14 protein-coding genes and 1 pseudogene are annotated in these 14,363 nt (G+C 61.2%); 4 read left to right on the top strand and 11 right to left on the bottom strand.

Annotated elements, in window-relative coordinates; all coding sequences use genetic code 11:
- Positions 1-189: 189 nt before the first annotated feature.
- The 8 genes and pseudogenes from ACVJ5M_RS46275 to ACVJ5M_RS46310 all read right to left on the bottom strand — a co-directional run bounded on the left by ACVJ5M_RS46275 (position 190) and on the right by ACVJ5M_RS46310 (position 6,696).
- On the bottom strand, positions 190-1,134 hold the full coding sequence (locus ACVJ5M_RS46275; protein ID WP_354100375.1) for a phosphopentomutase: 945 nt from the start codon (positions 1,132-1,134) through the stop codon (positions 190-192).
- Positions 1,050-1,391 (bottom strand): annotated as a pseudogene (locus tag ACVJ5M_RS46280) (phosphopentomutase); the annotation flags it as partial. The gene ACVJ5M_RS46275 and the pseudogene ACVJ5M_RS46280, both read right to left, overlap by 85 nt.
- The gene (locus ACVJ5M_RS46285; RefSeq protein WP_085400115.1) at positions 1,379-2,329 is read right to left on the bottom strand and encodes a glycoside hydrolase 5 family protein; all 951 of its coding nucleotides are present in this window, start codon (positions 2,327-2,329) and stop codon (positions 1,379-1,381) included. The pseudogene ACVJ5M_RS46280 and the gene ACVJ5M_RS46285, both read right to left, overlap by 13 nt.
- Positions 2,329-3,093, bottom strand: coding sequence for a TIGR04290 family methyltransferase (locus tag ACVJ5M_RS46290; RefSeq protein WP_085400113.1), 765 nt, complete (start codon positions 3,091-3,093; stop codon positions 2,329-2,331). The genes ACVJ5M_RS46285 and ACVJ5M_RS46290 overlap by 1 nt, the downstream gene beginning before the upstream one ends.
- Positions 3,090-3,899 (bottom strand): nucleotidyltransferase family protein, encoded by an 810-nt coding sequence (locus ACVJ5M_RS46295; RefSeq protein WP_354098517.1) that lies wholly within the window; start codon positions 3,897-3,899, stop codon positions 3,090-3,092. Before ACVJ5M_RS46295 ends, ACVJ5M_RS46290 begins: the two co-directional genes overlap by 4 nt.
- A gap of 3 nt (positions 3,900-3,902) precedes the next feature.
- The gene (locus ACVJ5M_RS46300; RefSeq protein WP_354100374.1) at positions 3,903-5,003 is read right to left on the bottom strand and encodes a CgeB family protein; all 1,101 of its coding nucleotides are present in this window, start codon (positions 5,001-5,003) and stop codon (positions 3,903-3,905) included.
- Positions 5,000-5,596 (bottom strand): histidine phosphatase family protein, encoded by a 597-nt coding sequence (locus tag ACVJ5M_RS46305; protein ID WP_085400109.1) that lies wholly within the window; start codon positions 5,594-5,596, stop codon positions 5,000-5,002. The genes ACVJ5M_RS46300 and ACVJ5M_RS46305 overlap by 4 nt, the downstream gene beginning before the upstream one ends.
- Entirely contained in the window at positions 5,596-6,696 is a 1,101-nt protein-coding gene (locus ACVJ5M_RS46310) for an inositol-3-phosphate synthase (RefSeq protein ID WP_085400107.1), read from the bottom strand. The genes ACVJ5M_RS46305 and ACVJ5M_RS46310 overlap by 1 nt, the downstream gene beginning before the upstream one ends.
- Positions 6,697-7,033: 337 nt before the next feature.
- Between ACVJ5M_RS46310 and ACVJ5M_RS46315 the strand changes: the two genes are divergently transcribed.
- Both ACVJ5M_RS46315 and ACVJ5M_RS46320 read left to right on the top strand, forming a co-directional pair.
- Positions 7,034-7,330 carry a hypothetical protein gene (locus ACVJ5M_RS46315; protein ID WP_354100373.1) on the top strand — a complete coding sequence of 99 codons (297 nt, stop codon included), beginning with the start codon at positions 7,034-7,036 and terminating at the stop codon, positions 7,328-7,330.
- A 24-nt stretch (positions 7,331-7,354) separates the two neighbouring features.
- Positions 7,355-8,269: a glycosyltransferase family protein gene (locus tag ACVJ5M_RS46320; protein WP_085400104.1), complete on the top strand. Its 915-nt coding sequence runs from the start codon at positions 7,355-7,357 to the stop codon at positions 8,267-8,269.
- A 4-nt stretch (positions 8,270-8,273) separates the two neighbouring features.
- On the opposite strand, the gene ACVJ5M_RS46325 is transcribed toward ACVJ5M_RS46320, so the two are convergent.
- Positions 8,274-9,056 carry a Crp/Fnr family transcriptional regulator gene (locus ACVJ5M_RS46325; protein WP_085400162.1) on the bottom strand — a complete coding sequence of 261 codons (783 nt, stop codon included), beginning with the start codon at positions 9,054-9,056 and terminating at the stop codon, positions 8,274-8,276.
- 203 nt (positions 9,057-9,259) lie between these two features.
- Here ACVJ5M_RS46325 and ACVJ5M_RS46330 point away from each other — a divergent pair, with 203 nt between their 5' ends.
- Positions 9,260-9,430: a hypothetical protein gene (locus ACVJ5M_RS46330; RefSeq protein ID WP_354100372.1), complete on the top strand. Its 171-nt coding sequence runs from the start codon at positions 9,260-9,262 to the stop codon at positions 9,428-9,430.
- 48 nt (positions 9,431-9,478) lie between these two features.
- On the opposite strand, the gene ACVJ5M_RS46335 is transcribed toward ACVJ5M_RS46330, so the two are convergent.
- Positions 9,479-12,850 (bottom strand): CheR family methyltransferase, encoded by a 3,372-nt coding sequence (locus tag ACVJ5M_RS46335; RefSeq protein WP_456679781.1) that lies wholly within the window; start codon positions 12,848-12,850, stop codon positions 9,479-9,481.
- A 188-nt stretch (positions 12,851-13,038) separates the two neighbouring features.
- On the opposite strand from ACVJ5M_RS46335, the gene ACVJ5M_RS46340 reads away from it, so the two are divergent.
- Positions 13,039-13,464: a DUF6894 family protein gene (locus tag ACVJ5M_RS46340; protein ID WP_354098514.1), complete on the top strand. Its 426-nt coding sequence runs from the start codon at positions 13,039-13,041 to the stop codon at positions 13,462-13,464.
- Here ACVJ5M_RS46340 and ACVJ5M_RS46345 read toward each other — a convergent pair.
- The gene (locus ACVJ5M_RS46345) at positions 13,461-14,294 is read right to left on the bottom strand and encodes a Crp/Fnr family transcriptional regulator (protein ID WP_161495791.1); all 834 of its coding nucleotides are present in this window, start codon (positions 14,292-14,294) and stop codon (positions 13,461-13,463) included. The two genes, ACVJ5M_RS46340 and ACVJ5M_RS46345, sit on opposite strands and share 4 nt — an antisense overlap.
- Between the last annotated feature and the right edge of the window lie 69 nt (positions 14,295-14,363).

Genomic DNA, 14,363 nt, shown 5'->3' on the forward strand with positions numbered 1-14,363 from the left:
GCGCATGGAGACCGATCCCGCGGGATCGACCTGTATGAGTGTGGAAGCGCGCTCTGCTATCGGTCGGCGACCCGCGCTAGTCACGTTCGAAGGTAGAAGCGGTGCAAGGAATGTTGGTTCCTGCAAAATGTACAAACGAAACTTTCTCTAACCTGGATCAATAATCTGGGTGAATCGCGGGCGCAGATTTCAAAAGCTCGTGCCGTGGACCGGCATTGGCAACTCGAGATGCCTTGCGACAGTTGCACCAATATCTGCAAAACTGCTGCGTCTACCGATCTGTTGAGAGCGCTTGGCATTCGCCACGAGAATAGGGACCTGTTCGCGCGTATGATCAGTGCCGGTCCAGGTGGGATCGCAGCCGTGGTCCGCGGTGATGATCAGGAGATCATCGCTTCGCAGCCGATCGAGCAGTTGCGGAAGTCTTGCGTCGAACGCTTCGAGGGCTGCGGCATATCCGGCGACGTCCCTGCGATGACCGTAGGTCGTATCGAAGTCGACGAAGTTGGCGAACAACAATCCGCCCTCCGCCAGGCCGTCCAGTCCATCAAGGGTGGCATCGAAAAGGGCGTCGTTACCATCGCCTCGCAAATTCCGTCCGGTCCCGCGATGCGCGAAGATGTCGTCGATCTTGCCGATGGAGACAATGTCACGACAGTCGCTCTCGGCAATGTCGAGGATGGTGTGTTGCGGAGGAGGAACGGAGTAATCCCGACGGTGTCCGGTCCGCCTGAAGCTGGTGCTGGAACTGCCGACGAAGGGCCGCGCAATCACACGCCCGATATTCAGCGGATCGACCAGTCTGCGCGCGGCTTGGCAGACGTCGTAGAGGCGTTGAACTCCAAAGGCGTTCTCATGCGCCGCGATCTGGAACACACTGTCGGCGGAGGTGTAGCAGATCGGCTCGCCGCTCTGCATGTGGTGCTCGCCGAGTTCGGCGATGATCTGTGTCCCCGAGGCATGACGGTTTCCGAGAATCCCGGGCAGGCCGGCCTCCGCGCACAGGCGCTGCACCAGATCGCCGGGAAAGCAGGGTACGGTTTTCGGGAAATACCCCCAATCGAAACCGGTACGCCGGCGATTTCCCAATGCCCTGAAGGGGTGTCCTTGCCTTTCGATATCTCGCTCGCGCATCCAGATTGCGAAATCCCGGCCTGGATCGCGAGGCCCGGCGGTGTGCGCCCGGTGGCGAGTTGGCAGGCTTGGCCGAGGCCGAGCGCGACGAGGTTCGGAACGCGGAGCGGCCCCTCCCGGCTTGCGTTGTCTGCTGTGCCGGCGATGCAGGCCTCTGCGATGTGGCCGACCGTATCCGCGCCCTCGTCGCCATACCGCGCAGCGTCGGGCGCAGCGCCGACGCCGACGGAATCCATCACCAGGATCAGGGCGCGCATACTGGCCCCGTTGCGACCGGTTGCGGTGAAGCCGCGGGTGTCAGCCCCGTCCGGGTGCAATAGCGTTCGACCATCTGGGCGCAAAAGTCGGCGAATTCGTTCACATCCTTGGGCGGGCTGGTGTGATGAGGCGCGAGCCCGCGATGTTCCGGCGTGAAGCAGAATGTCATGGTGACCTGGAATTCGGCCAGAGCGTCCATCTGGCGATCGAACCAATCAAGGGCGTTGGGACGGAAGCTGTCGGCCCAAGACAATCCCGTTCGGAGATGTTTCACGCCGAGACGGCGCATCCAAACCGCGCCCTCGTGCAGGCGATGATCTTCATAATGAAACCACTGACAGAGCCCGAGCTCACGCGCGTATTGCCCGAACTTGTCCAGTGCTGCTTTTGGCGTGCCATCTTCCCGGAGCAGCCCCATGTGGAAATGCCGGTAGTAGGAGGAGCCTTCGGCTTCCTTGTGCCGGGTCGTCGCTTCCCAGGCGGTGGGCAGGTCGTACAGGCTGTACCAATGGATCCGCGGCGTGCGGCCGATCAGGAGCTCGGCGGTGCGCGACAGGCCCCAAGCCTGAACCTCTTCAGCACCGAACGATGAAACGCCGACCTCGGTGACCCAGACCGGGAGCGAGGTCGTCGCCTTGATATCTTCGAGCTTGTTCGGCCATTCTCCGATTTGCCAGAGATTCCAGTCGAGCGGAAAGCCATGCACCGCCACCGCATCGACATGATCGAGGACGCCGCGCGCCTTCATGTTGCGGATGAAGGAGGGATCGATCGGCGATATGCCGCCCAGCACGCGCGGCAAAGTCGGATGTGCCGTGCGGATGGCTTTGCCCGCCGCGATGGCGGTTTCGGCGAACATCGCCCAGTCCGGATCGATCAGGAGGTCCCAATGCGATTTGTTGTTTGGCTCGTTCCAGATCTTGGCAGCTTCGATCATCAATCCACCTTCCGCGCCGGGTAAACCGGGCCATCGGCCTGCGGCCGCTCGGTTCGCTTGCAGAGATAGACCTCGTCTTCGGGATGCGCCGCGATGGCAAAGCCGGAGCTGCGAAGCATGGCTTCCACGCACGCACGATTGGGAACCCACCAATTGGTGGGATCGTCTGCATATTTTTGCTCGACGAAGTGGAGCTTGGGATAGCCCGGAGCGTCGAAATGATCCGTCATCCAGAAGTCGTAGTTCTTCTCGATTGGATCAATGTCGCTGTTGCCGCGCTGCATCGATTGGAACAGCAGGAGATCGTCGGCGACGTGTTCGTGGATCAGGTCGAGGGCGAGCAGGGGATGCCGCAGATGATAGAGCACACCCATGAAGATCACCAGGTCGAATTTTTCGTGCAGTTGCCCCACGTCGTAGGCGGACATCTTACGGAACTCGATGCGGAGTCCGTTGACCTCGGCGGCGAAGCGAGCCTGCGCCAGATATTCTTCGTCCGTGTCGAGGCCGAGCACGCGCTCGGCGCCACGCCGTTTCATTTCCATCGCATAGAATCCTGCGTTGCAGCCGATGTCCAGCACGGTCTTGCCTTCGAGCCGGTCCGGGATGATTCCTGAGAAACGCTGCCATTTGACGTTCGGATAGTCGCCGAGAAAATGTGCCGGCGCGGTCGGAACGCCATCGAGATCGAGATTGTGAAACCATGGACCTAGCGCATCGACACGGCGGCGGATCTCGTCACGGGAAAGGGCCGATCGGGTCATGCAACCACTCCGTCATTCGTCATAGGCGTTGCCGCAATCGTCTCTGCCGACGTGCCGGCCCGCAGGCGCGAGCGGCCGTTGCCGGCACTGGTCTCTGCGAGCAGCGCCATCGCCGTGCGATAGCCATCGATCGTGCCGACGTCGACATAGGATTCGCCGGCCTTGACACCGGTGCCGCGGCCGCCGGCGGCAAGGAAAGCATTGACTAACGTTCCAAAATATTCGTCGCAGCGGTCACGCCTGGTCCACAACGCCTGCAGCTCTCGAAAGCCGCGTGCGGACATCCGGAACGCTCCCCATATCCATGTCGAGGTTGCGTTGGGGTTTTTGACCTGGATTTCGGTCACACGATCGCCATCAAGCACTACGGCATCGAAGAATTCCGGATGTTCTACCGGAAACAACAGAAACGACAGATCGGCGCCCGGCAGCGCGCGCAGGGCGGCGGCGGGAAACCACACCGTGTCGGGCAGCCCCACGATCACGTCCTCGTCCCAGCCAACGACCGTACTCGCCCTGAACACGGCGTCGCACAGGCCGAGGGGCTCCGGCTGCACCACGTACGCCAGTTGGGCGCTGCCGTAACGGTCGCCGAAATACTCGAGAATGTCTGACTTGCCCGGCGAGATGACGAAGCAGATCTTGTCGGCCCCGCCGAGAATTAATCGCTCCAGGAGATATTCGGAGACCGCGCAAGGACGGGTAGTGCCGTCATCGCCGCGGCTGCCGACGGGAAGCAGTTCCTTGGAAAAGGCGAGCGGCTGAATGCGGCTGCCGCGACCGGCAGCCGGGACGATTCCCCACATGATCTAGGCCTCCTCGGTTTGCCGGTGGCGCATACCGGACGCTGCGCGTTCAAGCAGCGCGACGAGCTCGTTGGCGCGCTTGTCCGACGTGTGCTGGTCCATGGTTCGTTCGCGCCCACGTCGCGCGATGCGCTGCAGCTCGGCATCCGGCAGCGCAAGCGCGGCAAGGGTGTCATCTTGATCCGTCGCAAGCAGGATCTCTTCGCCGGGGGAGAAGAACGTTTCGATGCCGACCCAACTGTCGCTGAGGAGAGGAACACCGCAGGCAGCGGCCTCGAACAGGCGGCCGGATGGGCACCACCCCATTTCCGCCATCGCCCGGCGCGTAACATTAAGTGTCAGGCGGGCCGAAGCGAAGAAAGCGGCATGTTCGGACGGCGGGAGATGCCGGACGAAATAAATGTTCGGGGACCATGGGAAATCGTCCGGATACTGGGCGCCGCCGATTAGAAAGCGCAGGTCGTGCCTGACACGTGCGGGTGCCACAAACAACGCTTCGAGCGTCCGCTGACGATCGTCGGAATAGGTTCCGAGATATGACAGATCGGCACGGTAATGCAGCTGCGGTGGGACCGGCCGGTGTACGTCGGTATCGACATGACCATAAAGCGGCTCGATGTGACGCACGCCGAGCCTGGAGCGGAATTCATCCGAGATTTGCGGACCACCTGTGAAGCTCAGGACCAGGTCGAAATCCGCAAGGCCGCGCGGGCCGATGTACGCCACTGTCTCTCCCGCGACGATCTTCGACAGCGTCACGGGCGTGTCGAGGTCGTAGAACACCGGAAGGGCGCGTCCCTCCAGGAGGATCAGGTCGGTTGCCGCGATTGCGTCAGGACAATAGGACGTGACGATCGCGACGTCCGCGTCGCGCAGATCTTGCTTTGCGACCGGGCGGACGGACTCCCAATCCGAGAACAGCTTCAACTCACCGCCCGGCAGTTCGCGGACATCCCGAGCCCTGGCATAGTACGGCAGGTCGCGCTCGAAAAAGACGATGGTGTGCCCCAGTCGCACCAGGTGCTTGCAGAGGCCCCGCCACAGGGTAGCGTGACCGTTGCCCCAGGAGGAGGAGATGGTCAGCCCGAATATGACGATCTTCACGCTCTTGCCCGCTGATTCATTCCGGTGATCTTGAATTTGTTGCGATCGACAGTGAGCGTGCTGACGCTCCCGGGTTCGATCTCGACCGAGAGAAAGTGGTCGAGCTCAATTCCCTGGTAATGCAATAGCGCTGCACGGATCGGCTCCGCATGACTGACGACGACCACCGTCTCGCAACTGGAGTCGCTCCGCAGTTGCTCGAGATGGCCGACGACGCGTCGCTGGAGGGTTCGCATGCTCTCGCCGCCGGGCGGCCGGCTCGTGCCGCGTTGCGTATTCCAGACCGACCATCGTGGATCCTGGGCGAGCTCGTCAAACCGTCGTCCGGTCCAGTCGCCGTAGTCCAGTTCATCGAGAGCAGGCACGATCTCGACCGCGAGAGAGTGATGCGCGGCCAAAATGCACGCGGATTGCAGGCAGCGGCGCTGGGGGCTCGATTGGACCAGGTCGGGACGTGGATTGATCGCATCCGCGCAATGCGCGATCTGCTCACAACCAAGCGCGTCGAGCGCGACGCCTCTCATCCGACCGCACAGGGTGCCGCCGAGCAGGGCGTGATGACCGTGACGCACGAGATGTATGATTCTCGCCATCACGCGTAGGCCTTGTTGTCGATGAAGGCCCGGGTGCGGCGCCCGGCTTCTTCATCGGTGAACTGCTGCGGCGGCGACTTCATGAAGTAGCTCGAAGGGCCGGTCAGTGCGCCCGCCATGCCGCGGTCCATGGCGAGCTTGGCGCAACGCACGGCGTCGATGACGACCCCCGCCGAGTTCGGCGAATCCCAGACTTCGAGTTTCACCTCGGCGCTGAGGGGAACGCCGCCGAAAGTCGTGCCCTCCAGCCGGATGTAGGCGAGCTTCCGGTCCGTGAGCCAGGGGACGTGGTCGCTCGGCCCGACATGGATGTTATCGGCATCCATGGGAACGTCGAATTGGCTGGTGACGGCCTGGGTCTTCGATATCTTCTTGGATGTCAGCCGTTCCCGCTCTAGCATGTTCTTGAAATCGGTATTGCCGCCGACGTTGAGTTGATAGGTGCGGTCGAGGCGGACGCCGCGGTCCCGGAAAAGATTGGCGAGCACGCGATGAAGGATGGTGGCGCCGACCTGACTCTTGATGTCGTCGCCGATGATGGGCAGACCGGCTTGCTCGAATCGGGATCGCCAATCCGGGTTGGAGGCGATGAAAACGGGGATGCAATTGACATAGCCGCAGCCAGCCTCGATCGCCCGGGCGGCATACCATTCGCTGGCGCGCTGCGAGCCGACCGGAAGATAGGACACCAAGACGTCGGTGCGCGACATGGCGAGCACCTCCGCAACGTCCGCTTCGGGCGCATCCGAAACTGGAATGTCGTCCTGGAGATAGCGGCCGACGCCGTCCATGACTGGTCCGCGCCGCACAATCACGCCGGTTGAGGCAACATCGGCAAAGCGATGGGTGTTGTTCGGCTTCGCCCAGATCGCCTCGGAAACATCGCGTCCGACCTTATGGGCGTTCACATCGAATGCCGATGCGATCTGAATGTCGCTGATGTGATAGCCGCCGACATCCACATTCATCAATCCGGGTACCGGCTCGTTCGACGTTGCATTCCGGTAGTAGGAGAGCCCCTGGACCAGGGAGCTCGCACAGTTGCCGACGCCGACGATGCCGACGCGTACACGTTGCCTGTCTTGAAGACGTGAATGCATGAACTGATGCCCTCCGGAAAAGCAGCGCGGCCAAACGTAAGTAGATCGGCGAACGTGCGGAAGGTATGTTCGTTCCTGTGTTGGCCATGCTGATGCATCAGGATGCCCGCCTTGAGCGCGACAACAATGAATAAGCTTAACCTGGATTAGAATCCGCGCGCACCTTCCAGGAACGATCTTCTACCTGGTTGAAGAACAAGAAGAAGATGTCGAATGTGGCAAAGCCCTTCGGCACTGAACTATCGTCGACAAGAACAAATCCTGCCGCCCGACGTTCAGCGAAAGCGGACGAACTCGACTCTCTGTCGGGTTCCGATGGAAACGAGGAGGGTATCGGATGAACACAAGTCATTCAATGACGCACGGCAGCGAAGCGCATCACACCACCGACCACAACGTCATCCGGAAATGGGCGGAAGAACGCGGTGGCAAGCCGGCAACCGTAAAGGCGACCGAAGAGAATGGGCATGCCGGCATCCTGCGGATCGACTTCGATCCCCCGGATGAAGGTCTCGACCGGATCGGCTGGGACGAGTTCTTCGAGAAGTTCGACGATGCCGGCATCGCATTCCTTCACCAGGACCGGACCAAGGATGGCGAGCTAAGTCGTTTCCACAAATTCGTCAGGGCTTAGGGGAATGGTCCCGAAGTGGGCGTCATGAACAGCTGGACGCAGGCGATGCGTGCGGGGGATTTCGCGCGCGCCTGGGCCGTGACCGATCGCGATCTGGCAGCGCTTGCTCGCGCGCCCAAGCACGCTGGTCCGCGCCATCTGCAGCGGATATGGCGCGGCGAGGAGTTGGCGAACAAACGCGTGCTGGTCCGTTGCTATCACGGCCTCGGCGACACCATCCAGTTTCTCCGCTTCATGCCTGCACTCAGGATGATAGCGCGTAGCGTGACGGTCTGTTGCCAGGCCGAGTTATTGCCCGTTGTCGAACGGGTCGAGGGTGTCAGTCTCGCCATTCCGCTTCATGAAGAGGCGCCTTGCGCCGAGTTCGATACCGATATTGAGATCATGGAGATACCGCATGCGATCAGGGCTGGGCGTGCAACGGTCGAAATGCGGGCGCCCTATCTGACGCTGCCGGCAGGCAGCGTGTCCTCGCCGCAGCTCAAACGTGGCGGTCTGACTGTCGGGTTGGTCTGGGAGGTGGGGGCTTGGGACAAGCGACGTGAAGTTCCGCCGGCCCTGTTGACGCGCCTTGCCGGTGAGGGCAGAACTTTGTATTCGCTTCAGCGAGGGGGCGGCACTGAGCGACTTCCCGAGACAGTCGCGCGCGACATCAGCACGCCTGACATCGCGGCACTCGGTCATCTGATCCGACAGCTAGACCTCGTGATCTGCGTTGACACCATGGTTGCGCATCTCGCGGGAGCGCTGGGATGCGAAGCCTGGGTAATGCTGCACGCCGACTGCGATTGGCGCTGGCCGGCATCCGGCTCTCGTACGTTCTGGTACCCGACCCTGCGCCTTTTCCACCAGAGGACTGCAGGCGTTTGGGACGACGTCATTGAAGAGGTGCGGCAGATGCTACTCGACCGCGCCGAGCTGTGGCGGCGAGCCGGGTGATCCGTCACGCGACCGCCGCGCCTGTCGATACCGGCTGGCACTGCGACGGCCGCGCTCTGTGGGCGAGAGGCCGGCTCCGCAGATAAGCCGGGTCGAAGCCCGCGAGACGGACCAAGCCCGCCCAGTCCGCGATCGTGATGAGTTTTCCGTGCCATCGCAGAAGGCCGCGCCGACGCAATTCCTGAATGGTGCGATTTGCGTGCACGGGGGAAATAGCGCAAGCCGCAGCGAGGTCGGATTGCGTGAACGGCGATGCGAGGTTGAGGTCCCTCGCAAGCCCGACCGCCTGGAGACGCGCGGTGATTTCGCAGACCAGATGGGCGACTCGCACGAGTGCATCGCGGCTGCCGAGGTTCAACGTCCAATCTCGCTGGATGGCGAGGTCCGTGAGTTGCATGAGAAGCAGCGCGCGAGACATTGCCGCAGACTTCGCGGTTAGCTTGTGGAAGAAGTCGTGAGGCACCAAGGCAACGACGGCAGATCCGAGCGCAATGAGATTGCCTTCGGCGTGCGGTTGATAAAGCGTGTGCAGATCTGGAACATCGCCGGGAACATGTATGGACGTAATTTGTCCATGCTGGCCTTCGGCGATGTACCTGGAGAGGTAACCTTGAAGCACAACGCAGCAGCGGTCTGTCTTGTCATGGCGCCGCACAACCGGCTGGTGAGCTTCGATGCTGGCGATAACACTCGGCATGTCCGCCAGCAGTTCAAGATCCTGGACGGTCAGATCGGTCAGACTCGCTAACCGGTCTGCGAGCTTGGAGAAGGCGAACCCTGCTTGCATCGTGCGCGTCCATGAGACGTTGTCCGTTCCCATTTGGCGGACGCCGACGAAAGATGCATTAACGTTTGATATGCTCCGCCGCAGGCGCATCGCGCAACGGATCGAGCGCTTTGCTGGATAGTTGGTCGGTTCGGCACATCAGGTGTGGCAGCCGGGGGCAGCCTGAACGGCATACGACGTATACGTCGTTTGGCTGATCCAAAATGAAACGCCGATTCACATATATTGATGTTTCCTCGGCCCAAGCTGTCAAAGCTCTTTCAGTTTGGAACGGGGAAGATGGCATGGACAGCGTGGAACGCATATTCATCGGCACTGCCGTCGCCGGCTTTCTGGTGATGCTCGCCGCGATCGTTTGGATGATGATCACATAACTTGAGCGTCGTTTAGAACCGGTTCCAGAAGCGTTAAGGCTCCTTGTGTCACTCGCCTGCTTCCTGGTTCGCGGCGACATCGATTGCCCTCGGCAGCGGCATTTCGATCTGGCATGAAATTCCATCTTCGCCGAACCGAAACTCGGTTTTCGCGCCCGAGGTGTGTGCAAGCGCCCTTTCGATCAGGTTCCGTCCAAATCCCTTCTGCGCTGTCTTGGACAATTTGGGAACTCCGCTCTCCTTCCAGGTCAGCAGCAGATTTGGGGCGCTCCGGCCGTTGCGCTGAACACGCCAGGAGACATCGAGCCGGCCTTGGCCGTCCTTGAGAGCGCCATGCTTGACTGCGTTCGTTGTCAGCTCGTGCAGAGCAAGTCCGATCATCTGGACGAGTTCGAACCCCAACGGAACCGCCGGCCCGGAAACCGACACCTTGTTGTCGGCGGCCCCAACCGCTTGCAGTTCCGAGCGGATAATGTCGCCGAGATCGAGCTGGTCGTCGCTCGCCTTGGTGACGAGGCTCTGGACGCGGCCGAGGGCCGCTAGCCGGGTCGAGAATTCCTGCAGGGAACCGCCGTTCCCGAGCGTTTGTTGAGCAAGCGCCTGGACAATCGAAAGCAGATTGCGAGTCCGGTGCTGTAGTTCGGCAATGAGAACGCGCTGCCTTGCCTCCGAATGAGTCAGGCTCGTGACGTCGATGAAGGTCACGACGACGCCTTGGATTGTCCGATCGCCGTCGCGGTAAGGCGCCAGCCGCACCAGATAGTGCGGACCTTGTCCTTCGCCGCCGACCCTTCTCTCAATTGGGCCCGCGCCCGCGAAGACCTTGGCGATATCTTCCGGAAAGCCGGTGAGGTTCAACCGGCTCGAAAGATCCGTGATCGGCCGTCCCTTGTCGGTCGGAAGGATATTGAACACCTTGGTGACCGCAGGGGTAAAACTTCTAATGACGAGCTTCCTGTCCAGGAAGATGGTCGCGACGTCCGTGCTTTCGAACAGGTTTTGCAGGTCGCTGTTGGCCCGGTCCAGCGCGTCGACCTTGCCGTGAAGCTCGGCATTGACCGTATGAAGCTCCTCGTTGACCGACTGCAGCTCTTCCTTGGAAGCCTCCAGCTCCTCGTTTGTCGACTGCATCTCTTCGTTGACGGAGACGAGCTCCTCATTGGAGGACTTCAACTCCTCCAGCGCGGTCTCGTATTCCTCGATCATGGATTGCAGGCGATCCCGGGTCTCACGCAGCTCGCGCTCCAGGTGCGCAGCCGAGTCGCCATGACCGATCTGGGCCCGGTTGAGAGCCTCTTCGCGGCTGAGCACGGGGCCCTGGTCGGCGAAAAGCACCAACAATAGCGGCTCGCCGCTGCCAACATCGTCCAGTGGCCCGATCGTCAAATTGACGAGCTGAATCTCGCCGTCCTCGGTGTCGAGTGATACGCCATTGCGCGTGGCTATTCGCCCGGTCTCGATCGCTTCCCGGAACAGCGTTCGCAGATCGAGTCGGAGGCCCTTCCGTGCCATCGTCAGAAGCTGCCGCGTCGGGGCTCCGGCAGGTGCTTCCAGGTATTTTCCGGTCCGGCTCGAGTAGTAGACCACATCGCCATCGCGATTGACGACGACGTGTGGCGGAGCAAACTGCTCGACGACGTGTTCCTCGACGGCCTGGCGCAACGCAAGGCCAACGAGCGGGTGCCGCCGTGGAATGAGGTTCGTGGCCGGCCCCGGCCGGGCGCCATGAAGGGCAAGGGGAAGCCGTTTCGGCGCGTTGGAATCGGAGCGGCGGCGGAAAATCCGGTGCCGCTTTTCGATCGGCGCGAACAGATCTGCGAACTGGCTGGCATTCTCTGCCGAGCCGAGGAAAAGATAGCCGTTCGGGCGCAGTGCATAATGGAATGTCGGGATCACCTGATTTTGTACGTCCGCGCCGAAATAGATCAGCAGGTTGCGGCACGACACCAGGTCGATGCGCGAAAACGGCGGGTCACGAATGACGCTGTGGGGAGAGAAGATGCAGAGGTCGCGAACATCCTTGGAGACGACATAGCTGACGCCGTCCGACACGAAGAACCGCTTGCGGCGTTCGGGCGACACGGTGTCGAGCAGCGGGCCCGGGTAGCGGGCGGCTCGTGCCACCGAGAGCGCCCGTTCGTCAATGTCCGTCGCAAAGATCTGCACCCTCGGTACGGCCGTCAACGTGTCCATATGCTCGCGCGCTAGAATTGCGATCGAGAAGACTTCCTCTCCGGTCGCGCAGCCCGGAACCCAAATCCGGACCGTGTCGTCGGCGCCCAGTCCTTCGAATATTTTGGGTATGACCGAAGTTGCGAGCGCCTCGAAGGCAGCCTCGTCGCGGAAGAAGTTCGTGACGTTGATGAGCAGATCCCGGAAAAGAGAGCTCACTTCTGCAGGTTCCTGCCGCAGCCGCTCGACATACGCCTCGATGGTCGCGAGCTGCGTAACCTGCATGCGGCGCTGGATGCGACGAACGAAGGTCTTGGTCTTGTAGCCGCTGAAGTCGTGCCCGATCTGGTTCCGCAAAATCGCATAGATCTCCGGCAGGAATTCTCCGAGCGTCGGCTGCTCGGAGTCTTCTGGCGTGTCGATGATCTGCTCGAGCAAGTCGTTGCCATGGACGAACTCGACCAATTTGGGCCCCATATCCTCCGCCGGTATCGCGAAGTCGATCAGGCCCGAGGAGATTGCGGCCTCCGGCATTTCCGGATGTTGTGGGCCGAAGCCGTCGCCGACCTGCGCGAACGTGATCCCGCCGCGCTCCTTGATCGCCTTGACGCCGAGCGTGCCGTCCCCGTCACCGCCGGAGAGGACGACGCCACCCGCGAGCTCGCCGATATCCACGGCCAGCATACTCATGAAAATATCGATCGGCTTATGCTGACGGTAGCTGCCGCTCTTTCGGAGCGTCAGCCGGCGGTCTTTGATACCCAGAATGGCCTTGGCCGGCATGACGTAGACATGGTTATTCTGGACATGGATCGCATCTGCAGCCACGTGCACCGGCAGCGTCGTGTAACGGGTGACGATTTCATGCAGAAAGCTTTCTCGCTCCGGACTGAGATGGGTCACGATGACCAGCGCGAGACCCGGCTCGGGAGGCAGGCCACGAAAGAACCCCTCCAACGCTTCGATTCCACCTGCAGACGCGCCGACACAGATGATCGGAAAGGCATCCGGTGCAGTCATGGCTGTGGGCCCCATGACGTCGCCGCCGTACCGTTCGTTCCGGCGCGTGATATTCCTTGCCTCGCAGGAACGAACTCGGGCGCAAGCCGTGATCGTGACGTCGCTTCCGTGAGCAGACGAGATGCGGCTCTGACTTCGAACCTCCCGAGCCGGCCCGAACCAAATTCGCCTGCAAAGGACACCGCCAAAATGTGATTGTTGGGCATTCGACCTCCGCAGCGCTGACAATCCGTGCTACCCTCGCACCAATCAGAGGAGTGTCAAGAACGGTATCGGACGCGGCCCTTTCGACCGGCATTTACGGCTCCTGTAGCGGTTCTTACAATCGAGGTTTCAAGAAAATATATTTCAGGTTTAGGCACAACACTCAGACCACCGCGTTATGGCGAATCGATGCCTCGCTGAAGGACGTCCTGATGCCGCGTTTCTTTTTCGATTTCACCTCGGGGAGAACCATTGAGTCGGACAATATCGGGACGGAATTCCCCTCGCTGGAGGAGGCCTATCTCGACGCGTGCCGTTCCGCTCTGGAAATGTCCTTTGAGAAGCTCCGCGTGCGCTGCGATCCCAACCTCGATTCGGTGGAAATCCTGGATGCCGAACGAAACTCCCTGATGCAGGTGCCGTTTTCGGACGTTTTGCGTCCGAAGCCGCCACGGCTGCCTTCGGCGCAGGATCTTTGCAATCAGCAGAGCTGCAGCCAGCTCATTGAGTCCTGTAACCAGCAACTGGTCCGCGGCAGACATCTCAAGGCTGAAATAGGCGAGGAATTGAGAAAAATGCGAACGACGTCCAGCGCCATCCGCGCAAATCTGGAACGTCTGACCAGGTCTGCCCGCTAGCCGCAAGTCCCGTCAGGCACTGCGAGGTAAGCGGGGTCGAATTCCGCAGCCTGATAAAGGCCTGCCCGGTCACGGATGATAAGGCGGCCTCGGCTGAGATCAACCAGCTTGCTGCTACGGAGTTGCTGCAAGACCCTGTTGACGTGAACGGTCGACAATCCAAGGATATCGCCAAGCTCGCGCTGGGTGAGAGGAAATTCGAAATCGTCGGATTCCCTGTGGTTGCTGCCTGAGCGACAGGCGATCTCACACAGGAGGTGAGCAAGACGCGCTTCCGCCGGCTTGCGGCCCAGCCAGATCAACCACTCCCTTTGAACCGACGCCCGCCATGCTGTCGCGCGCCATAACCCGCGTACGATGGCTGGATGCAGTTCCAGGAGCGGGCGCAATTCGGCGGCTGGAATGGACAAGACCACAGCCTGCGAAAATGTGCTGATCGAAATTCCGGCCCGATCCAGAACGAAGTCTCCCGGATTAAGCGGATCGCCGGGCAGACATATGGACACGATCTGCTGACCGCCGTCTTCCAGGGTGCGGGTGGCACGCGCGACGCCACTGCACAGCAAGAGCAGGGGTACGGAAGTTTCGCCTTCTTCGACTATGATTTCGCCCTTTGCGAGATTTCGCAGCTGCGAAATCGAGAGCAGCGCTTGCTGCTCCGCGACCGGCAATCCCATTCGACGCCTCAAAGCGGCCAACAGGGGAGTTAAATCGAATGCTGACAATTTGGGTGCCAGTGCCGCCGCCGCGGTCTCGGGCGGCATTGTTGCGGTGCGATCCATCCAGGCCCGCAGCGTGGCGTAGAAGTCCAGCAGCGCTGCTTCGTTCAAAAGCAGTCCTCTGAGATGTCCGTCCTTGGAACTGGCCAGGGTCCGCCGCTCGGAGGCAAGCTGTCGAAG

The organism is Bradyrhizobium sp. S3.7.6 (assembly GCF_054061875.1).